This window comes from Bradyrhizobium lablabi (assembly GCF_018129385.1).
Taxonomy (GTDB): Bacteria; Pseudomonadota; Alphaproteobacteria; order Rhizobiales; family Xanthobacteraceae; genus Bradyrhizobium; species Bradyrhizobium lablabi_C.
Map to the genome: position 1 here is coordinate 1 of NZ_JAFCLN010000023.1, position 21,970 is coordinate 21,970.

Here is a 21,970-nt window from a genome sequence, read left to right on the forward strand (position 1 = left end):
CTCACGCGTTGCCCACAGGGTCCACGGCCTCAACAACAACAGACCAGAACGAAACCCGAATTGTGTTACCTATGTCGTCGGTCTGAACTGTTACCTATGTCGCCGGTTGCTCAGCGCCGGGCGGGGGTAGCGCACGGCAGTGCGCGAAAAATGCAGCCATCCCGACGCTACGAGTGAAGCAAGGCATTTCTGCGCGCTGCCGCGCGCAACCCCCGCCCGTCACATCGTTCGCTTCGCTCACGCTGTGCCACCCGCCCCACAAGGGGGCGGGATAAGATCAGACCGCCGCTGTCGTCACGCCGCCGTCGACGACGATGGTCTGGCCGGTCATGAAGGTGGAGGCATCGGAGGCGAGATAAGCCACGGCGCCGGCGATCTCGTCGGGCTCGCCGATGCGGCGCAAGGGCGTGGTGGCGCAGCGGCGCTTCAGGCGGTCTTCGTCCTCCCACAGCGCGCGGGCGAAATCGGTTTTCACCAGGCCCGGCGCCACGCAGTTGACCCGCACGCCCTTCGGGCCCCACTCGCCGGCGAGGCTGCGGCACAGCGCGAAATCGGCGGCTTTGGAAATGCCGTAGGCGCCGATCACGGTGGAGCCGCGCAATCCGCCGATCGAGGAGATGATGACGACGGAGCCCTTGCCGCGTTCGGCCATCTGCGGGATCGCCAGCGCGCAGAGCCAGATGTTGCTCTTCACGTTCGAACCCATGATCTTGTCGAAGGCCTCGTCCTTGATGTCGAGCAACGGGCCGTAATAGGGGTTCACCGCCGCGTTGCAGACGAGGATGTCGATCTTGCCGTAATGCTTTGTGGTGCCTGATATCAGCGCCTTCACCTCGTCATGGCGCGAGATGTTGCAGGGGATGACATGGGCATCGCCGCCGGCCTTCTTGATGCCGTCGGCAACCTCGTGGCAGGCGTCGGCCTTGCGGCTGGAGATCACGACCTTGGCGCCGAGCTTGGCGAGCAGTTCCGCGGAGGAGCGGCCGATGCCGCGGCTGGAGCCGGTGACGACGGCCACTTGCCCGGTGAGATCGAACGGGGTGTTTTTCATTGTTGTTGCCTCCCTTCTTCCATTTACTCAGTCGTCATCGCCCGGCTCGACCGGGCGATCCAGTATTCCAGAGACGTTTTTGCTAGAGCCGAGAGACCGCGGCGTACTGGGTCCCCCGCCTTCGCGGAGGACGACAGTCATCGTGGGTCACACCAGCCCGCCCGCGTCGGTGACGCGGCGGAGGTGATAGTCGGTGTCGCCAAAGGTGTTTTCGATCATGGTCAGCCGCTTGAAGTAGTGGCCGATCTTGGCCTCCATGGTCATGCCGATGCCGCCGTGAAGCTGGATCGACTGCTGGCCAACGAATTTCAGCGATTTTCCGATCTGCACTTTTGCGGCGGCGATCGCCTTGGCGCGCTCCTTCGCGTCCTCGAATTCCGACGCCATGGTCGCGAACATCGACATGCTGCGGGCCTGCTCGACGGCAACGAACATGTCGGAGGCGCGGTGCTGTAGACTCTGGAAGGTGCCGATCGGCACGCCGAACTGTTTTCGCGTCTTGATGTATTCGACGGTTTCCTTGAGCGACTCGTCCATCAGGCCGACCGCCTCCGCACACAGCGCGCCGCGCGCGTCGTCGACCACGCGTTCGATCAGCGCCAGGCCATCCTCGGGATTGCCGATCGCTGCACTCCCGTCGACCTCGACGCCGGTGAAGGTGATGTCGGCGGCATGCAGGCCGTCCTGGGTCGGATAGGATTTTTTCGTGATGCCTTTTGCATCTGATGGCACCAGGAAGACGCCAACGCCCGATTTGTCGCGGCGGTCGCCCTTGGTGCGCGCGGTGACGATCAGCGCGTCCGCATTCTCGCCGTTGAGGACCACGAATTTTTCGCCGTCGATGACGTAAGCGTCGCCCTTCTTCTTCGCCGTGGTGGTGACGTCGTGCAGGTCGTAGCGCGAGTTCTTCTCGAGCTGGGCGAACGCAAAGGTCTTGCTGCCGTCGATGATGCCGGGCACATGCGCGGCCTTCTGCGCGTCCGAGCCGCCATGGCGCAGAAAACCGCCGGCGATAACGACGGTCGCCAGATACGGCTCCAGCACCAGCGCCTTGCCGAGCGCTTCCATCACGATCATGGTCTCGACGCCGCCGGCACCGAAGCCGCCATCGGCTTCCGCAAAGGGCAAGCCCAAGAGGCCCTGCTCGGCGAGCTTGCTCCACACGGCCTTGCTCCAGCCGCCCTTCTCTTTCATGTATTTCTTGCGGGCATCGAAGTCGTAGGAGTCGGTCAGCAGACCATCGACGCTATCTTTGAGAAGCCGCTGCTCCTCGGACAAATCAAAATCCATTTTACTTGCTCTCTCCAGAAACCATTGCGGGCAATACTGCTGCCCCACCTTCGGTCGTCGTCCCCGCGAAGGCGGGGATCCAGTAATCACCGGCGGTTCGTAAGCCACGACCGCCACGGCGTACTGGGTCCCCCGCCTGCGCGGGGGACGACAGCTACTGCGTGACGTCTACAGCCCCAGCACGGCCTTGGCGATGATGTTGCGCTGGATCTCGTTGGAGCCGCCGTAGATCGAGACCTTGCGGTTGTTGAAGTAGCTCGGCGCGATCTGCGCGGTCCACTCCATCGCTTCGTTGGAGCCGTCGTCACCATGGACGTCATAGGGCGCGGCGAACGGGCCGATCACTTCCATCAGAAGTTCGGTGGTGGTCTGCTGGATTTCCGAGCCCTTGATCTTGAGCACCGAGGACGCCGGGTTCGGCTTGCCCTTGCCGTGCTTGCTCTCGTCGGCGACGACGCGGAGCTGCGTCAGCTCGAGCGCCTTCAATTCGATCTCGCAGGCCGCCAGCTTTTCGCGGAAGGCCGGATCGAGCAGGATCGGCTTGCCGTTGGACTCGACCTTGGAAGCGAGGTCCTTGATGCGGCGGATGCGTTCCTTGGAGACGCCGACGCGGGCGATACCGGTGCGCTCATTGCCGAGCAGGAATTTTGCGTAGTCCCAGCCCTTGTTCTCCTCGCCGATCAGGTTCTCGTAGGGCACCTCGACGTCGTCGAAGAAGACCTCGTTGACCTCGTGGCCGCCGTCGATGGTCTGGATCGGGCGCACGGTGACGCCCTTGCTCTTCATCGAGAACACGATGAAGGAGATGCCGGTCTGCTTCTTCGCGGTGGGATCGGTGCGGCAGAGGCAGAAGATCATGTCGGCGTGCTGGGCGAGCGTCGTCCAGGTTTTCTGGCCGTTGATGATCCACTTGTCGCCCTTTCGCTCGGCTTTCGTCTTCAGCGAAGCGAGGTCCGAACCGGAGCCGGGCTCCGAAAAGCCCTGGCACCACCAGTCATCGACATTCGCAATGCGCGGCAGATATTCCTTCTTCTGCTTCTCATTGCCGAAGGTGTAGATGACCGGGCCGACCATGCTGACGCCGAAGGCGAGCGGCGCCGGCGCCGGATAGGACTGTAGCTCCTCGTTGAAGATGTAGTGCTGCACCGAGCTCCAGCCGGTGCCGCCATATTCCTTTGGCCAGTGCGAGACGCCCCAGCCCTTCTTGTTGAGAATGCGCCACCAGGTGATCATCTCGTCCTTGGACAGATGACGGCCCTCGACCAGCTTGCGCCGCGTCTCCGGCGGCACGTTGTCCCTGAAGAACTGACGCACTTCCTCACGAAACGCGATTTCTTCCTTGGTAAAAGCGAGATCCATCGGATCCTCCTTTGCTAACCTGAAGCGACTTTTGACTGAACAGCGGGCACCGACTGCGATTTGCGCAATTCGTGGCGCGACAACTTGCCGACCGGCGTGCGCGGCAATTCCTTTGCGAATTCCACCGCCACCGGCAGCTCGTGCTTGCCGAGCTTGCCGGTGAGGAACGCGCGCAGTTCATCGATGGTGAAGGGCGCAGCACCGGCACGCAGCGTGACAAAAGCCTTGGCCGCCTCGCCGCGGTAGTCGTCGGGAATGCCGATGACGAGGACTTCCTGCACCGACGGATGGGTGTAGATCGCCTGCTCGATCATCTGCGGATAGACGTTGAAGCCGCCGGAGATGATCATGTCCTTCTTGCGGTCGACCAGATAGAAGTAGCCGTCGGCATCGACGTAGCCGATATCGCCGGTGAGGAAGCGGTCGCCGACAAAAGCTTCCGCGGTTTCCTGCGGCTTGTTCCAGTAGCCTTTCGTGACATTCGGCCCGCGAATGCGGATCTCGCCGACCTCGCCGATCGGCATCACCTTCGTGGGATCATCGAGCGACACCACATCCATCTCGATGCCGGGCAGCATCAGGCCGATCGAGCCGGGCTTGTCCGGGCCTTCCTTGGGATGGGCGGTGCCGGGCGAGCAGGTCTCGGTCATCCCCCAGCCGCTCTTGAGCTTCATGCCGACGCGGCGCTCGAAGATCTTTGCCACTTCCACCGGCAGCGGCGCGCCGCCGGAGCCGCAGGAGACCAGCGACGACAGATCGCGCTTGTCGAGATCGGGCAGCGCGGCGATGGCGATCCACATGGTGGGCACGCCGGGGAAGTAGGTCGCGCGCTTGACCTCGATGTCGCGCATCACGGCTTCGACGTCGAATCGCTGGTGCAGCGAGATCAGGTGGCCACGGCGGATGCTGGACAGCAGCACGACCGTCAGCGCGTAGATGTGGAACAGCGGCAGCACGCAGATCACGCGCTCGATCGCGTTGCGCTCGGCGCGCGCGGGGGCGCCCCAGACGTCGTAAACCGAAACCGCCGCGGTCAGATTGCCGTGGCTGAGCATCGCGCCTTTGGGCAGGCCGGTGGTGCCGCCAGTATATTGCAGCAGCGCGACGTCTTCGACGTTGATCGCGGGCCAGGACGGCGGCTTCGTGACGCCGCTAATGAATTGCTTGTAAGTGATGACGGCGGGGCTTTGCGGCAGCGCGGTCTGCGGCGTGCCGACCTTGCCCCAGTCGTCGTCCTCGCAGACGATCAGCCGGTCGAGCAGGCCCTTGTCGAGGAATTTCAGCGCGGTCGGCAACAGCGCGGAGAGATTGCTGGTGACCAGCACACGCGCGCCGGAATCGGAAAGCTTGTGCGACAGCGCGATCTCGCCGTCGAGCGGCGACAGATGCACGATGCGCGCGCCGGCCTTCAGGGCGCCGAAGAAATTGACGGGATGGTCCGGCGTGTTGCCGAGGAACAGCGCGACGGATTTGTCCGTGCCGTAGCCGGCGCGAAGGAAGGCTGAGGCTGCGATCTCGACCTTGTCTTCCAGCTCGGCGTAGCTGATCGGCCGGTCGCGGAATTCAATCGCGGGACGGTCGCCGTATTCGGCGGCTGCGATTGCGAGCAAGTCAGGCAGCGTGCCGCGTTCGATCGGATCGTCCCAGCGGACGCCTCGCGGATAATATTGTTCGCCGGGATGGGTCATGTCGGATTTCAGCGCGGAGAAATGAAGTCGTCATTCCGGGGCTCGCGAAGCGAGAGCCCGGAATCCATAACCACGATCGGGAGTATGGATTCCGGGCCTGCGCCAAGCGGCGCATCCCGGAATGACGGGTGGTGAGAGCTCGGCATCAAGCCGCCTTAGACGGCGCAGCGAGCGAGGCGAACGTGCCGCCTTCGGCCGCGAGGCGCTTGAGCAGCGGGGCCGGCTCCAGCGAGGGATCGTTGGTCTCCTTGGCGTAGTAAGAAAGACGCTCAGCGATCTTCTTCAGGCCGACCTGGTCGGCCCAGAACATCGGGCCGCCGCGGTAGATCGGCCAGCCATAGCCATAGAGCCAGATCACGTCGATGTCGCTCGGACGCGCCGCGATGCCCTCTTCGAGGATGCGGGCGCCCTCGTTGATCATCGGGTACATCATGCGCTCGAGGATTTCATCGTCGCTGACAGCGCGGCGCTTCTTGCCGAGCTTCTGCAAGGTCTCGTCGATCAGCTTCTCGACATCGGGGTCGGGCAGCGGCGAGCGCGAGCCGCCTTCATACTTGTAGTAGCCCTTGCCGGTCTTCTGGCCGAAGCGGCCGGCTTCGCACAGCGCGTCCGCGATCTCCGACTTGATGCCGCGGTCCTTGCGCGAGCGCCAGCCGATATCAAGGCCGGCGAGGTCGCTCATTGCGAACGGCCCCATCGGCATGCCGAATTTTGTCACGACGGCGTCGACCTGCTGCGGCAGCGCGCCTTCGAACAGCAGCTTCTCCGACTGCTTGCCGCGCTGGGCCAGCATGCGGTTGCCGACAAAGCCGTCGCAGACGCCGACCACCGCCGGCACTTTTGCAATTTTGCGCGAGACGGCCACGGCGGTCGCCAGAGCATCCGGCGCGGTCTTGTCCGCACGCACGATCTCGCACAGCTTCATGACGTTGGCCGGAGAGAAGAAGTGCATGCCGAGCACGTCCTGCGGCCGTTTTGTCACTTTCGCGATCTCGTCGATGTTGAGATAGGAGGTGTTGCTCGCGAGCACGGCACCCGGCTTGGCGTGCTGGTCGAGCGCGCCGAACACTTCCTTCTTCACCGCCATGGTCTCGAACACGGCTTCGATCACCAGGTCAGCGTCCTTGACGTTCTCGAGGCCGACCTTGCCGTCGATCAGCGCCATGCGCTTGGCCGGCGCATCGGCCGGGATGCCGCCGCGCGCGGCGGTCGCTTCCCAGTTCTTCTGCATCACGCCCATGCCGCGCTTGAGCGCCTCCTCGCCGGTCTCGATCAGGGTGACCGGGATGCCGGCATTGGCAAAGGACATCGCGATGCCGCCGCCCATGGTGCCGGCGCCGATGATGGCGACGCGGTCGACCTTGCGCGGTTTTGTTCCCTCAGGCACGCCCGCGATCTTCGAGGCCTCGCGCTCGGAGAAGAAGGCATAGCGCTGCGCCTTCGACTGGTCGCTGGAGACGAGCTTCAGGAAGCCCTCGCGCTCCTTCTTCAGGCCTTCGTCGAACGGCAATTCGATCGCGGCGCGCACGGCGTCGGCCGCGGCGAACGGCGCTTCCAGGCCGCGCGCCTTCTTGGTCAGCGCGGCCACCGCATTGGTGAAGATCGAGATGTCGGCCTTGGCGGCGGCCAGCTTGCCGTCCTCGTCGCGCAGCTTGCGCAGCGGGCGGTTCTCGGCAATCAGCTTTCGCGCAAAGGCCTCGCCGCCGGAGGCCGGGCCTTCGATGATTTCCTCGATCAGGCCGGCCTTGAGCGCTTCGGAGGCGCTGATGGGATCGCCGGTAACGATCATCTTCACGGCAAGCTCGGGACCGACCGCGCGCGGCAGGCGCTGCGTGCCGCCCGCGCCGGGCAACAGGCCAAGCTTCACTTCGGGCAGGCCGAGACGCGCTTCCTTCACCGCCACGCGATAGTGGCATGCCAGCGCGACCTCGAGGCCGCCGCCGAGCGCGGTGCCGTGAATGGCGGCAACGATCGGCTTCGGCGAGTTCTCCATCAGCGTCAGCACCTCGGCGAGGCCGGGCGGCTTCGGCGGCTTGCCGAATTCGGTGATGTCGGCGCCGGCAATGAAGGTGCGGCCGCCGCAGGTCAGCACGATGGCCTTGATTGAGGAATCGGCGATCGCCTCCTTCATGCAATCGAAAATGCCGCCGCGCACGGCAGCGCTCAGCGCATTCACGGGAGGACTGTCCACCGTGACGATGCCGATGACGTCATGACGTTCGAGCTTGACCACTGCGTTCACGAGACTCTCCCTGAATCTTGTTCTTGGTTACTTGTGTTGAGTAGCTGCATCACGCCCGCGAATTGCGTTCAGAAGCTACGCTGGAAGCCAATTTCGCACTGCGAAACTAAATTCCACATCTTGACACGGAGGGTTATTTTGAAGCACGTGCCTTGTCAACGAGAAGCAAGAAGTCGAGGGGAATGAAGCGTCCAGCCAAAAAAGTGGCGACCGATCGCAGCTTTGTCGTTGCGCTTTCGCGCGGCCTCGATGTGTTGCGCGCATTCCATGCCAATGACGGGCTTTTGGGAAATCAGGAGCTTGCGGCCCGTACCAAGCTTCCCAAGCCAACCATTTCGCGGCTGACCTACACGTTGACCAAGCTGGGATACCTTACACCTGTCCCCCGCTTCGAAAAGTATCAGCTTGCGCCGTCAGCCATGGCGCTCGGGTATGCGGCGCTGGCCAATCTCGGCGTCCGGCATCTGTCGGAAGCCTATCGCGAAGAGGTGATGCGCGAGACCGGCGGCGCGGTGGCCGTCGGCGCCCGCGATCGCCTCAGCATGATCTATTTCGGCCAGAGCCGTAACGGGCTGACGCTCGGCGTGCAGCTCGACGTCGGTTCGAGGATACCGATCGCGACCACGGCCATGGGCCGCGCCTATATCTGGGCGCTGCCGCCGGATGAGCGCACTGCCCTGCTGCGTGAACTGCGCGATCATTACGGCAGCCGCTGGCCAAAAATCCGCGACGGCATCGAACGCTCCGGTGAAACGGTTGCGCGCTATGGCTTCGCCATCTCTGCGGGTGAATGGCAGGACGATGTTGCCGCCGTCGGCGTTGCCCTGAAGCTGAACGACGGAACCGGCACCTATGCCTTCAATTGCGGCGCGCCGGCATTCCGCTTCACGGAAGACCGACTGATGAACGACATTGGACCTCGTATGGTCGCGATGGTAAGGAACATCGAAGCGGCGCTGGGTGGCAGCATGTCGCTCACCAAAAAAGAAGAAATCAGCAAGAAGGGAAGAGGAGGGAAATCGCGTGTTGTCGAGGGGATCAGATAGCCGTCGCGTCAGCGGCCGGCGAATTCATTCGCGAGGTCGCGCGAGCCCGCTTCGGTCGGTTGCTGCGAAATGACGCAGGCACAGCTCGCGCAGGGCAATGCTCCCCTGCTCGCGGTTCGCGACGTCAGCGTCGTGTTCGGCGGCATCGTCGCGCTGAATGGCGTATCCTTCGACATGCACAAGGGCGCCATCCTCGGCCTGATCGGGCCGAACGGCGCCGGCAAGACGACGCTGTTCAATTGCCTGTCGCGACTTTATCAGCCGAGCTCGGGCGACATCCTGATGGAAGGCGCCAGCATCCTGACGCGGCCGCCGCATCGCATCGCCGAGATCGGAATCGGCCGCACCTTCCAGAACGTCGCGCTGTTCCCCAACCTCTCGGTGCTCGACAACGTCCGTGTCGGCTGCCATGCGCGCTCCTCCAGCGACATCATCTCCGACTCGATCAGGCTCGCCTGGGTTCGCCGCGGCGAGGCCGAGATCAACAAGAAGGTCCACGAGATCCTCGCTTATCTCGATCTCGAGGACGTCGCGCACACCGTGGTGTCCGGATTGCCGTTCGGCACCCAGAAGCGCGTCGAACTGGCGCGCGCCCTGGCCGCCGATCCAAAAATCCTGCTGCTCGACGAGCCCGCCGGCGGCCTCAACCACGAGGAAGTCTATGTGCTCGGCGACCTGATCAAGCGCATCAGGGATCAGCGGCACATGACCGTGCTGCTGGTGGAGCATCACATGGGCCTCGTGATGTCGATTGCCGACCACGTCGTTGCGCTCAATTTCGGCCGCAAGCTGGCCGAGGGGACGCCGGCCCAGGTCCAGGCTGACCCTGACGTCATCAAGGCGTATCTGGGGAGCAAGGACCAATGACCGCGATGCTCAACGTCAAGGACCTGCGGGCCTATTACGGCCAGGTGCAGGCCCTGCACGGCCTGTCCTTTGCCCTCAACGAAGGCAGCCTCACCACGCTGCTCGGGGCCAACGGCGCCGGCAAGACCACCACGCTGCGGGCGATCTGCAACATGGTGCGCTCGACCGGCGCGATCGAGTTCGAAGGCAAGGCGCTCTCCGGCAAGTCGACCGAAAACATCGTTCGCCTCGGCATTGCTCATGTCCCGCAAGGCCGCGGTACCTTCACCACCATGACGGTGGAGGAAAACCTCCAGCTCGGGGCCATCACCCGCACCGACAAGAAGAACATCGTCGACGACATCGAACGGATGTACGCGCATTTTCCGGTGCTGAAGGAGCGTTACACCCAGCAGGCCGGCACGCTGTCGGGCGGCGAGCAGCAGATGCTGGCGGTGGCGCGCGCGCTGATGCTGCGGCCGCGGCTGATGCTGCTGGACGAGCCGTCATTCGGCCTCGCGCCGCTGATCGTGCGCGACTTGTTCAAGATCCTCGGCAAGATCAACCGTGAGGAAAAGGTCACCATTCTGGTGGTGGAGCAGAACGCGCAGCTCGCGCTGGAACTGGCCGACCAGGCCTATGTGATAGAAACCGGAAAGATCGTGATGTCGGGCAACGCGAAGGAAATCGCGAGCAACGAAGACGTCCGCAAATCCTATCTGGGTTACTGAGGAGCCGGGACGATGGAACTATTTACCAACCAGGTCCTGGCCGGCATCGCCACCGGCGCGATCTATGCCTGCATGGCGCTGGCGGTCGTCATGATCTACCAGGCCATCGACCATCTGAATTTCGCCCAGGGCGAAATGGCGATGTTCTCGACCTTCATCTCCTGGCAATTGATGCAGTGGGGCATACCCTATTGGTGGGCGTTCCTGCTCACGCTGATCATCTCCTTTGCCGGCGGCATCCTGATCGAACGGCTGCTGTTCAAGCCGCTCGCCAAGGCGCCGGTGCTGACCAACGTCGCCGGCTTCATCGCGCTGTTCGCCATCGTCAATTCGGTGGCCGGCCTCACCTGGGACTTCACCATCAAGCAGTACCCGACGCCGTTCGGGTCCTCGCCCTTCCTCGGCAGCCAACTGATTTCGACCCACCAGGCCGGCATGATCGGCGTCACGGTCGGGCTGCTGATCGCGCTGTATCTGTTCTTCCAGTTCACGCGGATCGGCCTTGCAATGCGCGCGGCCGCCGCGCTGCCGGAATCGGCGCGGCTGGTCGGCGTCAACACCTCCTGGATGATCGCGCTCGGCTGGGGCATGGCGTCGGCGATCGGCGCGATCGCCGGCATCCTGATCGCCCCGGTCGTGTTCCTGGAGCCGAACATGATGGGCGGCGTGCTGATCTACGGCTTCGCCGCGGCCGTGCTCGGCGGCCTGACCTCGCCGCTCGGCGCCGTGCTCGGCGGCTTCCTGGTCGGCGTCTTCGAGAACCTCGCCGGAACCTACATTCCCGGTGTCGGTAACGAGTTGAAGCTGCCGATCGCGCTTGCGCTGATCATCACCGTATTGGTTGTCAAACCCGCCGGACTCATGGGCCGGCCCATCGTGAAGCGAGTTTGATCATGAGCGCTGCAACAGAAGACGCCGTAACGGAAGCGCCGGCCGTCGAGGCCGTTCCGAAGCGCGCCATGACGCTGGGCCTCGGCACCTCGCTCGCGGTGCTGGCAGCGCTGGTCATCGCCCCGCTGTTCGTCAAGAACTTCATCATCTTCCAGATGACGATGCTCCTGATCTACGCCCTTGCGGTGCTCGCGCTGAACATTCTGACCGGCGGGAGCGGCCAGTTCTCGCTCGGCCAGAGCGCGTTCTACGCGGTCGGCGCCTATACGTCGGCGATCCTGATGGAACATGTCGGCATGAACTATGCGCTGACGCTGCCGATCGCAGGCATCATCTGCTTTGCCTTCGGCTTCGTGTTCGGCCAGCCGGCATTGCGCCTTTCCGGCGTCTACCTTGCGCTTGCGACCTTCGCGCTGGCGGTCGCCATGCCGCAACTGCTCAAGCTCGGCTTCTTCGAGCACTGGACCGGCGGCGTGCAGGGGCTGGTGGTGACCAAGCCCGATGCGCCGTTCGGCCTGAAAATGTCGCAGGACATGTGGCTGTATTACTTCACGCTGGCGATCTCGATCGGCATCTACGTGGCCTCGGTCAATTTGCTGCGCTCGCGCTCGGGCCGTGCCTTCATGGCGATCCGCGATAACGAGATCGCCGCTTCCGCCATGGGCGTCAATGTCGCGCTCTACAAGACGCTGGCGTTCGGCGTTTCCGCAGGGATCACCGGCATCGCCGGCGGCCTTGGCGCCATTGCCGTGCAGTTCGTGGCGCCCGACGGCTACACCATCACGCTCGCCATTTCGCTGTTCCTCGGCATGGTGGTGGGCGGCGTGGGCTGGCTGCCGGGATCGATCGTAGGATCCGCGTTCATCATCTTCGTGCCTAACATCGCCGAGAGCATCTCCAAGGGCCTCTCCGGCGCCGTGTTCGGCGTACTGCTGTTCATCGTGATCTTCCTCGTGCCGCATGGCGCAAGGCAAGTAGCCATCGTTGCCCAGCAACTGATCGGCAAACTCAGGAAGGGCTAGGCATGATCCGGAAAAGTGGAGACCGGTTTTCCCTGCGACAAACGCAAAGCGTTTGCGCGGAGATCATGCTTGAGAAATAGGCCGGAAGCGAGATGACGAAAGTCATCTCGCTCTGGAAGCCCGGAGCAAGAAGAAGCAAGAACGACCCAAGACAAAGACCAAAAAACTCGAAGGAGAAACTATGCTTTCTACAAGACTGTCCACCGCCGCGTTTGCGGCGGTGATCGCGTTTGCCGCTTCCGGCAGCGCCCTCGCCCAGAAAAAATACGACACCGGCGCGACTGACACCGAGATCAAGATCGGCAACATCATGCCCTACAGCGGCCCTGCTTCCGCCTACGGCGTGATCGGCAAGACCGAAGAAGCCTATTTCAAGATGATCAACGCCAACGGCGGCATCAACGGGCGCAAGATCAACTTCGTCACCTATGACGATGGCTACAGCCCGCCGAAGGCGGTCGAGCAGGTGCGCAAGCTGGTCGAAAGCGATGAGGTGCTCGTCGTCTTCAATCCACTCGGCACGCCCTCCAACACGGCGATCCAGAAGTACCTCAACGCCAAGAAGGTGCCGCAACTGTTCGTCGCCACCGGCGCCACCAAGTGGAACGACCCGAAGGGCTTTCCGTGGACCATGGGCTGGCAGCCGAGCTATCAGAGCGAAGCCCAGATCTACGCAAAGTATCTGATCAAGGAAAAGCCGAACGCGAAGGTCGCGATCCTCTACCAGAACGACGATTTCGGTAAGGACTATCTCAAGGGACTGAAGGATGGCTTTGGCGCCAAGGCGTCGATGATCGTCGCGGAAGAAAGCTATGAGACCTCCGAGCCGACGATCGACAGCCACATCGTCAAGCTCAAGGCGACGGGCGCCGATACCTTCATCAACATCGCCACGCCGAAATTCGCGGCGCAGGCGATCAAGAAGATCGCCGAGATCGACTGGAAGCCGCTTCATCTGCTCACCAACGTCTCGGCTTCGGTCGGCGGCGTGATGAAGCCGGCAGGCTATGAGAACTCGCAAGGCATCATCTCGGCGGCCTACGCCAAGGACGGCGCCGATCCGCAGTGGGACAATGATCCCGGGATGAAGAAATTCCTGGCCTTCCTCGAGAAGCATCATCCCGAAGGCAACAAGATCGACGGCTCCGTGGTCTATGGCTACGGCGCAGCGCAGACGCTGGCGAAGGTGCTCGAGATGTGCGGCGACAACCTGACCCGCGAGAACGTCATGAAACAGGCCGCCAGCCTGAAGGATTTTGAGCCCGACACGCTGCTGCCGGGCGTCAAGATCAACACTTCGGCAAGCGACTTCGCCCCGATCTCGCAACTGCAACTGATGCGGTTCAAGGGCGAGAAGTGGGAGCTGTTCGGCGAGATCATGAGCGGCGACGTCAGCAACTAACCGCGGAACCGACGCTGGTTAATATTCCGCCGCGCGGGTAACCATCCGGGACGGCATTGACTAAAAAACGAGCCCCTGCGACTTCCGTCGCAGGGGCTTTTTGTTGCTGGCAAAGGGGGAAAGGTATTCAATGCGGGCAAGCGCCGGCAAGTGCGCCATCAACAAGAAAGGACACATCAACCGCCATCAGGGAGAGACACGAATGCCCGTTCTCAATTTGCGGCTGGGAGCCATTTCGGCTGCCCTCGCATTACTTGCTATCAGCAGCACATCGGCGCTTGCCCAGAAGAAATACGACACCGGCGCGACCGATACCGAAATCAAGATCGGCAACATCATGCCCTACAGCGGACCGGCTTCCGCCTACGGCGTGATCGGCAAGACCGAGGAAGCCTACTTCCGGAAAATCAACGCCGAAGGCGGCATCAACGGCCGCAAGATCAACTTCGTGTCCTATGACGACGCCTACTCGCCGCCGAAGACGGTGGAGCAGGCGCGCAAACTGGTCGAGAGCGACGAGGTCCTCCTCATCTTCAACTCGCTCGGCACGCCGCCGAACTCGGCGATCCAGAAATACATGAACCAGAAGAAGGTGCCGCAGCTATTCGTCGCCACCGGCGCCACCAAGTGGAACGATCCGAAGGAATTTCCCTGGACGATGGGCTGGCAGCCCAACTACCAGAGCGAAAGCCAGATCTACGCCAAATACATCCTGAAGAACTATCCAAACGGCAAGATCGCGATCCTCTACCAGAACGACGACTACGGCAAAGACTACGTCAAGGGGCTGAAGGACGGCCTCGGCTCCAAGGCCGCCTCGATGATCGTGATCGAGGACAGCTATGAAGTATCGGAGCCGACCATCGACACCCACATCGTCAAGCTGAAGGCCTCCGGCGCCGACATCTTCTTCAACGTCACCACGCCGAAATTCGCGGCGCAGGCGATCAAGAAGAACATGGAGATCGGCTGGAAGCCGGTGCACTTCCTCAACAACGTCTCGGCCTCGATCGGCAGCGTGATGAAGCCGGCCGGATTCGAGAATGGACAAGGGATCATCTCCTCCGCCTACCTGAAGGATCCGACCGATCCGCAGTGGAAGGATGATGCCGCGATGAAGGCCTGGAATGAGTTCCTGGACAAATACTACCCCGAAGCCAACCGCGCCGACGGCTCGGTGATGTACGCCTACATCGTGGCCCAGGGCCTCGAGCACGTGCTGAAGGCCTGCGGCGACGATCTGACGCGCGCGAACGTGATGAAGCAGGCGGCCAACATCAAGAATTTCGAGCCGCGCGGTCTGTTGCCGGGCGTCAAGGTCAATACCTCGGCTACCGACTTTGCGCCGCTTTCGCAGCTCCAGCTCATGCGCTTCAAGGGCGAGACCTGGGAGCTGTTCGGCGAGGTCCTGAGCGGTGACGTCGGCGGCTAGCCGCCCCCCCTAGTCCAAAAGACGCAGCCCCCCGCGCTGACGGCGCGGGGGGCTTTTATTGTGATGTTCCGGCCGAAATGGTAGGTACAGGACGCCAACAAGAGCCGTGCAACGGCCGGGCATACTTTGCAGCAAATTTAAAAGGGAGAGAGACGGAATGTCCGCTACCAAAAGACTCGCGGTGCTTTCTGCCGCATTCGCCGTGATCGCCGCTTCATCGAGCGGCGCGCTGGCGCAAAAAAAATACGATACGGGCGCCAGCGATACCGAAATCAAGATCGGCAATATCATGCCCTACAGCGGACCCGCGTCCGCCTACGGCGTGATCGGCAAGACCGAGGCCGCCTATTTCAACAAGATCAACGCCGAGGGCGGCATCAACGGCCGCAAGATCAACTTCATCAGCTATGACGACGGCTACTCGCCGCCCAAGACCGTGGAGCAGGCGCGCAAGCTGGTCGAGAGCGACGAAGTGCTGCTGGTCTTCAATCCGCTCGGCACGCCGCCGAACACGGCGATCCAGAAATACATGAACTCGAAGAAGGTGCCGCAGCTGTTCGTCGCCACCGGCGCCACCAAGTGGAACGATCCGAAGGATTTCCCCTGGACCATGGGCTGGCAGCCCAACTACCAGAGCGAGACCCAGATCTACGCCAAATACATCCTGAAGAATTTTCCGAACGCGAAGATCGGCGTGCTCTACCAGAACGACGACTACGGCAAGGATTATTTGAAGGGCCTGAAGGACGGCCTCGGCAGCAAGACCTCGATGATCGTGCTCGAGGAGAGCTATGAAGTCTCCGAACCGACCATCGACAGCCATATCGTCAAGCTGAAGTCGACCGGCGCCGATGTGTTCGTGAACATCACGACGCCGAAGTTTGCGGCGCAGGCCATCAAGAAGAACGCGGAAATCGGCTGGAAGCCGGTGCACTTCCTCAACAACGTATCGGCTTCCGTCGGCGCGGTGATGAAGCCGGCGGGCTTCGAGAACGCCCAGGACATCATTTCCTCGGCCTACCTCAAGGATCCGACCGATTCGCAGTGGAAGAACGATGCCGGGATGAAGGCCTGGAACGAGTTCCTGGACAAATACTACCCTGAAGCCAACCGCTCCGATGGCGGCGTGATGTTCGGCTACACCGTCGCTCAGGGCCTGGTGCAGGTGCTCAAGCAGTGCGGCGACAACCTGACCCGCGAGAACGTGATGAAACAGGCGGCGAGCATCAAGGATCTCCAGCTCGGCGGCCTGTTGCCCGGCGTCAAGGTCAACACGTCGGCGACCGACTTCGCGCCGATCTCGCAGGTGCAGCTCATGAAGTTCAAGGGCGACACCTGGGAGCTGTTCGGTGAAATCATGAGCGGCGACGTCGGCGGTTGATCGCCAAATCGTATCGCTTGATAGGCAAGCTAAAGACCTCCGCGGGGCGATCTCCCGCGGGGTTTTCTTTTGAGCAGAATGGATGGATAACCGTTTTCCTGTCCGCTCCAACCCAGATTCAGCAATGACCGACAAACGCCCTCTCCTGCGCGCGATCTTCGACGCCGCCGTGGCCGAAGCACATCCCGATGTCGTGCTGGCCCGGCATTTGCGCCCGGTGCCGAAGGGACGGGTGATCTGCCTCGCCGCCGGCAAGGGCGCCGCCGCACTCGCCGCCGCCGCGGAGCGGCATTATCTCGACACGCTTGGGCTGGAGCCGTCGCGCCTCTCGGGCATCGCCACCACAAGGCACGGCCATGGCGTGCCGACGCGGCGAATCCGGGTGGTGGAAGCCGGCCATCCCGTGCCGGATGAGGCCGGATTGAAGGGCGCGGCCGATACGCTGGCGCTGGCGCAGGAAGCGACGTCGGATGATCTCCTGCTGGTACTGATCTCGGGCGGCGGCTCCGCCAACTGGATCGCTCCCGTCGATGGCGTGTCGTTCGCACAGAAGCAGCAGGTGAACCGTGCGCTGCTGCGCTCGGGCGCGCCGATCGGCGAGATGAACGTGGTGCGCAAACATCTGTCGCGGATCAAGGGCGGCCGGCTGGCACGCGCCGGCCAGCGCGCCGCCGGGATCGTGACACTCGCGATCTCGGACGTGCCGCATGACGACCCCTCGGCCATCGCATCCGGTCCGACGGTACCCGATCCGACCACGCTGGCCGACGCGCGCGCCATCGTTGCGAAATACAATCTCACCGTCGACGACGCTGTTCGCCGCGCACTCGACAACCCCGCGAATGAGAGCTGCAAGCCCGGCGACGCCGCCTTTGCACGCACGACGTTCGAGCTGATCGCAAAGCCGAAGGCCTCGCTGGAAGCCGCGGCGAAAGTCGCCAGCGATGCCGGCTATGAGGTGATCGCGCTCGGCGCCGACCTCGAAGGCGAGGCGCGCGATGTCGCCGCCGAACACGCGAAAATGGCGCTGAAGGCGCGCCGCGAGGGCAAGCGCATGGCCATCCTGTCCGGCGGCGAATTGACGGTGACCGTGCGCGGCAACGGCCGTGGCGGCCCGAACCAGGAATATGCACTGGCGCTCGCCGACCTGCTCAAGGATACAGCCGGCATCGCGGCACTGGCCGGCGACACCGATGGCGCCGACGGCGGCGCGGGCAGCGCCAGCGATCCTGCGGGAGCCATGATCGACGCTGCGACATTTGCCAGGATGAAGTCGCTCGGCCTCGACGCAAGATCCTATCTCGAGAACAACGACGCCACCGGCTTCTTTTCGCAAACTGGCGATCTGCTACAGACCGGCCCCACGCTCACGAACGTCAACGATATCAGGGCGATCCTGGTCGACTAGCGCCGGCTGCGGCTTGCCTCGCCCCTAAAAATTAACTTTCTGTTGAGGGCGTTCCAAGGAACTGCCGCAAATGGCGGCAGCCCAAGGGCGCCGTTCACCTCATCCGGCCTTTAATCGGCGGCTGCTCGAAGAAGCAGCTCCGCCAGAATCGCGGATGAGGAAACGCTGATGACGGAATCCGGGAAAGCTGTCACCGCTTCTGCGCCTGCCGATCCAGGCCGGCTGCTCGAGGAAGCCATCAACAACCTGTCGCTCGGCGTGGTCATTTTCGACCACAACCGCGAAGTGCTGTTCTGCAACAAGCGCTACATGCAGATGTACGGACTCACCCCCGAACAGGTGAAGCCGGGCACGCCGACCAGCGAACTGATCCGGCACCGCCTCAAGCTCGGCCTCAAGATCCGGACGACGCCGGAAGATTACATCCGCGAGCGCGTCGGGCGCGACATCGCGCTCGACACCACGGTGCAGGAATTCACCGACGGCCGCATCATCGCCTACACGGTTCGTCCGATGCCCGATGGCGGCGGGATTGCGACCCATGAGGACGTTACCGAGCGCGAAGCGCTGCACGCCCGCCTCAAGCAGCAATATGAGCTGGTCAGAGAGCAGGAAGAGGCCTTGCGGAGCCGCAACTTCCAGTTCGACACCGCGATCAACAATATGTCGCAGGGCCTGTGCTTCTTCGACGCCGCCCACAAGCTGATCGTATGCAACGACCGCTTCATCGACATGTACGACATTCCGCCCGGCCGCGTCGGACCCGGCACGCCGCTCACCGAGATCGTCGATCTGCGGTATGAGGCAGGCAGCTTTCCGGCGATGTCGCGCGAGGAATATTTGCGCTGGCGCACCAATGTTGCGGTTTCCAACGAGCCCAAGGACAGCATCGTCGAGCTGATGAACGGGCGGACCTTCAAGATCCGCCACCGGCCGATGCCCGATCACGGATGGGTCGCCACCCATGAAGACATCACCGAGCAGCGCCGGGCCGAGGTCAAGATCGAACACATGGCGCACCACGATTCGCTGACCGATCTCGCCAACCGCGTGCTGCTCAACGAGCGGCTGGAGCAGGCGTTGGGCCGCTTCCAGGGCCGGCAGATGGTGGCGGTGCATCATCTCGACCTCGATCAGTTCAAGGCCGTGAACGACACATTCGGCCATCACGCCGGCGACAAGCTGCTGAAGATCGTCGCGGACCGCCTGCGCGGCCTCGTGCGGGAGACCGACACCATCGCGCGGATGGGCGGCGACGAGTTCGTTATCGTCCAGGCGCCGATCGCCGATCCCAATGAGGCCACCTCGCTCGCGCAACAGATCATCGAATGGGTGTGCGAGCCCTACGACATCGACGGCCATCAGGCCTGCGTCGGCACCAGCATCGGCATCGCGGTCAGCCCCGGCGACGGCGAGACGCCGGAGAAGCTGCTGCGCAACGCGGATCTGGCGCTCTACCGCGCCAAGGCCGACGGCCGCGGCACCTTCCATTTCTTCGAGCCGGGAATGGACGAGCAGATGCAGACCCGCCGCATCATGGAGCAGGACCTGCGCAAGGCGCTGCCGGCGGGCGAATTCGAGCTCTATTACCAGCCGGTGGTGAATCTTCAGAGCAGCGAGATCAGCGGCTTCGAGGCGCTGATCCGGTGGAATCATCCCGAGCGCGGACAGGTCGCGCCCGCGACCTTCATTCCGCTCGCCGAGGAGATCGGCTTCATCGTGCCGCTGGGCGAATGGGTCATCCGCCAGGCATGCCTCACGGCGGCGCAATGGCCGGAGCATCTGCACGTCGCCGTCAACATTTCCGCAGCGCAGTTCCGCGGCACCAGCCTCACGTCCGTCATCGTCAATGCGCTGGCGGCTTCAGGCCTGCACCCGACGCGGCTGGAGATCGAGATCACCGAGAGCGTGCTGCTGCACGATCGCGAGGCGACGCTTGCCGTGCTTCATCAATTGCGCACGCTCGGCATCCGCATTGCGATGGACGATTTCGGCACCGGCTATTCCTCGCTGACGTATTTGCAGAGCTTTCCGTTCGACAAGATCAAGATCGACCGCTCGTTCGTGAAGGACATCACCGAAAACACCGGTTCGCTCTATATCGTGCGCGCGGTCGCCGCGCTCGCGAACGGCATGGGCATGGCGGCGACCGCCGAAGGCGTCGAGACCACCGAACAGCTTGCCAGGATCGCGGCCGAAGGCTGTACCGAGATGCAGGGCTATCTGTTCTCCAAGCCGCTTCCCGTCGGCGAGATCGAGCGGCTGTTCCTGCCGAAGCGCGAGAAGCCGGCCGCGCCGGGGCGCCCTCAAGTGGCGTGAACGGGCAGACCCTCATGGTGAGGAGCGCGTCTTCGCGCGTCTCGAACCATGAGAGCCCCAATCCCGTTGCCGCCATCCTTCGAGACGCCGCGCGATGCGCGGCTCCTCAGGATGAGGTCGGAGGGTGACTCAAAATTCCCGCGCGATCTTTGCCAGCATCTCCAGCAGCGCGAGGCGGTTCGCGGGACCGAGCAATTCATCAAGCCGCGCTTCGTGCTTGGTCGCGACCAGCTTTTTGGCGCGCGCCAGCACCGCCCTGCCCTTGTCGGTCAGCACCAGGATATGCGAGCGGCGGTCGTTGGTCGAACGCATCCGCGCGCAGAGGTCGCGGCTCTCGAGGCCATCCAGCATCGCGACGAAATTCGGGCGCAGGATGCCGAGCGTATTGGCGATCTCGGTCTGGTTGCGGCCCGGATTTTTGTCGAGCAGCAGGAGGACGGAAAACTGCGCCGGCGTGAGCTGTAGCGGCGCGACGCAGCGCAGGAAATCCTCGAACACCTTGAGCTGCGCGCGCTTGAGCGAATAGCCGAGCAGCTCGGCCAGTTCGCCCATCTGCAAGGGGCCGCCGCCCTCGCCCGCGCCGTCCGCCCCGTCCTTGCGCGCCGGCCGGGGCGGCTTGGCGGCATCCAGGGTAGCGGTCTTGGAAACAGTCATCGCTCGAAGCTCGCAATCCCGCTAGAAATGGGCCGGGCGCCGGCCGGCCTTGCGATTATATTCGATAATTGTTATCCACTATATCAAATTCCGGCGGCTTTCAACCGCCGAGATCGCCGCCTGAAGGTTGCGATCGGTTCGACGCGTGAGGGGGAGCGCCGGTTTTGAATACGACGATCATGCTGTTCCTGATCCAGGACGGCATCACCAATGGCGCGATCTACGCGCTGCTGGGCCTTGCGCTGGTGCTGGTATTCGCGGTCACCCGCGTCATCCTGATTCCGCAGGGCGAATTCGTCACCTATGGCGCGCTGAGCTATGCGATGCTGGCGACCGGCAACGTGCCCGGCACGGTGTGGCTCGCGGTTGCGATGGGCGTCGTCGCCTGCGGCCTTGACCTGTTCGCGATGCGCCGCGCGCTGCATGTGAAGAAGATCGGACGCACCGTCGCGATCAACATCGCCCTGCCGCTGGCCATCCTGGCGCTGACGTATTCGCTCGCCAGCGCGAAGACGCCGATCGCCGTCAATCTCGTGCTGGCGCTGCTGATCGTCGCCACCATCGGGCTGTCGCTCTACCGCATCGCCTTCCAGCCGCTGGCGCACACTTCCGTGCTGGTTCTGCTGATCGCATCCGTCGGCTGCCATCTGGCGCTGCAAGGTCTCGGCCTCGTGTTCTTCGGCGCCGAAGGCCTGCGGGGACCTGCGCTCTCGACGGCGGCGTTCACCGTCGGGCCGCTGCGCTTCACCGGCCAGAACATCGCAGTCTACGGCGTCACCATCGCCTTCATGGTCGCGCTGTGGCTGTTCTTCGGCACCACGCTGATGGGCAAGGCGTTGCGCGCCACCGCGATCAACCGGCTCGGCGCGCGCCTTGTCGGCATCCGCACCACGCTGTCGGGCCAAATCGCCTTCCTGCTCGCCGCCGTGATCGGCGCGATCTCGGGCATCCTGATCGTGCCGATCACCACGCTCTATTACGACACCGGCTTCCTGATCGGCCTCAAGGGCTTTATCGCCGCCATCATCGGCGGCCTCGTCAGCTATCCGCTCACGGCCGTCGCGGCGCTGATCGTCGGCACGGTGGAAGCGTTCTCCTCGTTCTATGCCTCGAACTTCAAGGAGGTCATCGTCTTCTTCCTGATCATCCCCGTTCTGGTGCTGCGATCGCTTGCGGCGCCCGAGGTCGAGGAGGAGAAGGACTGACGC

Annotated in this window: 17 protein-coding genes; 11 read left to right on the forward strand and 6 right to left on the reverse strand. The window is 63.2% G+C overall.

All coding sequences use genetic code 11. The features are described 5' to 3' along the window. Positions 1-277: 277 nt before the first annotated feature. The 5 genes from JQ628_RS29905 to JQ628_RS29925 all read right to left on the reverse strand — a co-directional run bounded on the left by JQ628_RS29905 (position 278) and on the right by JQ628_RS29925 (position 7,630). On the reverse strand, positions 278-1,051 hold the full coding sequence (locus tag JQ628_RS29905; protein ID WP_212228837.1) for an SDR family NAD(P)-dependent oxidoreductase: 774 nt from the start codon (positions 1,049-1,051) through the stop codon (positions 278-280). Between the two features lie 147 nt (positions 1,052-1,198). Next, on the reverse strand, positions 1,199-2,341 hold the full coding sequence (gene pimD / locus JQ628_RS29910) for a pimeloyl-CoA dehydrogenase small subunit (RefSeq protein ID WP_212228839.1): 1,143 nt from the start codon (positions 2,339-2,341) through the stop codon (positions 1,199-1,201). A gap of 168 nt (positions 2,342-2,509) precedes the next feature. After that, positions 2,510-3,700 (reverse strand): pimeloyl-CoA dehydrogenase large subunit, encoded by a 1,191-nt coding sequence (pimC, locus tag JQ628_RS29915; RefSeq protein WP_212228841.1) that lies wholly within the window; start codon positions 3,698-3,700, stop codon positions 2,510-2,512. 14 nt (positions 3,701-3,714) lie between these two features. Continuing rightward, positions 3,715-5,388 (reverse strand): dicarboxylate--CoA ligase PimA, encoded by a 1,674-nt coding sequence (gene pimA, locus JQ628_RS29920; protein WP_212228843.1) that lies wholly within the window; start codon positions 5,386-5,388, stop codon positions 3,715-3,717. Positions 5,389-5,533: 145 nt separating this feature from the next. After that, the gene (locus JQ628_RS29925; protein WP_212228845.1) at positions 5,534-7,630 is read right to left on the reverse strand and encodes a 3-hydroxyacyl-CoA dehydrogenase NAD-binding domain-containing protein; all 2,097 of its coding nucleotides are present in this window, start codon (positions 7,628-7,630) and stop codon (positions 5,534-5,536) included. A 182-nt stretch (positions 7,631-7,812) separates the two neighbouring features. Here JQ628_RS29925 and JQ628_RS29930 point away from each other — a divergent pair, with 182 nt between their 5' ends. The 10 genes from JQ628_RS29930 (at position 7,813) to JQ628_RS29975 (ending at position 20,108) form a co-directional block, all read left to right on the forward strand. After that, entirely contained in the window at positions 7,813-8,676 is an 864-nt protein-coding gene (locus tag JQ628_RS29930) for an IclR family transcriptional regulator (RefSeq protein ID WP_212228847.1), read from the forward strand. Between the two features lie 69 nt (positions 8,677-8,745). Further along, entirely contained in the window at positions 8,746-9,543 is a 798-nt protein-coding gene (locus JQ628_RS29935; RefSeq protein WP_212228849.1) for an ABC transporter ATP-binding protein, read from the forward strand. Then, positions 9,540-10,253 (forward strand): ABC transporter ATP-binding protein, encoded by a 714-nt coding sequence (locus JQ628_RS29940; RefSeq protein WP_212228851.1) that lies wholly within the window; start codon positions 9,540-9,542, stop codon positions 10,251-10,253. Before JQ628_RS29935 ends, JQ628_RS29940 begins: the two co-directional genes overlap by 4 nt. Before the next feature lie 12 nt (positions 10,254-10,265). Then, positions 10,266-11,144, forward strand: a complete 879-nt coding sequence (locus JQ628_RS29945; protein WP_212228853.1) for a branched-chain amino acid ABC transporter permease — start codon at positions 10,266-10,268, stop codon at positions 11,142-11,144. A gap of 2 nt (positions 11,145-11,146) precedes the next feature. Further along, the gene (locus JQ628_RS29950) at positions 11,147-12,166 is read left to right on the forward strand and encodes a branched-chain amino acid ABC transporter permease (RefSeq protein ID WP_212228855.1); all 1,020 of its coding nucleotides are present in this window, start codon (positions 11,147-11,149) and stop codon (positions 12,164-12,166) included. Positions 12,167-12,347: 181 nt separating this feature from the next. Further along, positions 12,348-13,568 (forward strand): ABC transporter substrate-binding protein, encoded by a 1,221-nt coding sequence (locus tag JQ628_RS29955; RefSeq protein WP_212228857.1) that lies wholly within the window; start codon positions 12,348-12,350, stop codon positions 13,566-13,568. A 202-nt stretch (positions 13,569-13,770) separates the two neighbouring features. After that, positions 13,771-15,000 carry an ABC transporter substrate-binding protein gene (locus tag JQ628_RS29960; protein ID WP_212228859.1) on the forward strand — a complete coding sequence of 410 codons (1,230 nt, stop codon included), beginning with the start codon at positions 13,771-13,773 and terminating at the stop codon, positions 14,998-15,000. A 157-nt stretch (positions 15,001-15,157) separates the two neighbouring features. Then, positions 15,158-16,381 (forward strand): ABC transporter substrate-binding protein, encoded by a 1,224-nt coding sequence (locus JQ628_RS29965; RefSeq protein WP_212228861.1) that lies wholly within the window; start codon positions 15,158-15,160, stop codon positions 16,379-16,381. A 124-nt stretch (positions 16,382-16,505) separates the two neighbouring features. Continuing rightward, a complete protein-coding gene (locus JQ628_RS29970; RefSeq protein WP_212228869.1) occupies positions 16,506-17,789 on the forward strand; it encodes a glycerate kinase type-2 family protein in 1,284 nt (427 codons plus the stop codon). Between the two features lie 168 nt (positions 17,790-17,957). Beyond that, positions 17,958-20,108: a sensor domain-containing protein gene (locus JQ628_RS29975; RefSeq protein ID WP_212228871.1), complete on the forward strand. Its 2,151-nt coding sequence runs from the start codon at positions 17,958-17,960 to the stop codon at positions 20,106-20,108. A gap of 129 nt (positions 20,109-20,237) precedes the next feature. On the opposite strand, the gene JQ628_RS29980 is transcribed toward JQ628_RS29975, so the two are convergent. Further along, complete coding sequence (locus JQ628_RS29980) at positions 20,238-20,762, reverse strand: MarR family winged helix-turn-helix transcriptional regulator (protein WP_212228873.1); 525 nt, start codon at positions 20,760-20,762, stop codon at positions 20,238-20,240. Positions 20,763-20,926: 164 nt separating this feature from the next. On the opposite strand from JQ628_RS29980, the gene JQ628_RS29985 reads away from it, so the two are divergent. After that, entirely contained in the window at positions 20,927-21,967 is a 1,041-nt protein-coding gene (locus JQ628_RS29985; protein ID WP_212228875.1) for a branched-chain amino acid ABC transporter permease, read from the forward strand. Positions 21,968-21,970 lie beyond the last annotated feature (3 nt).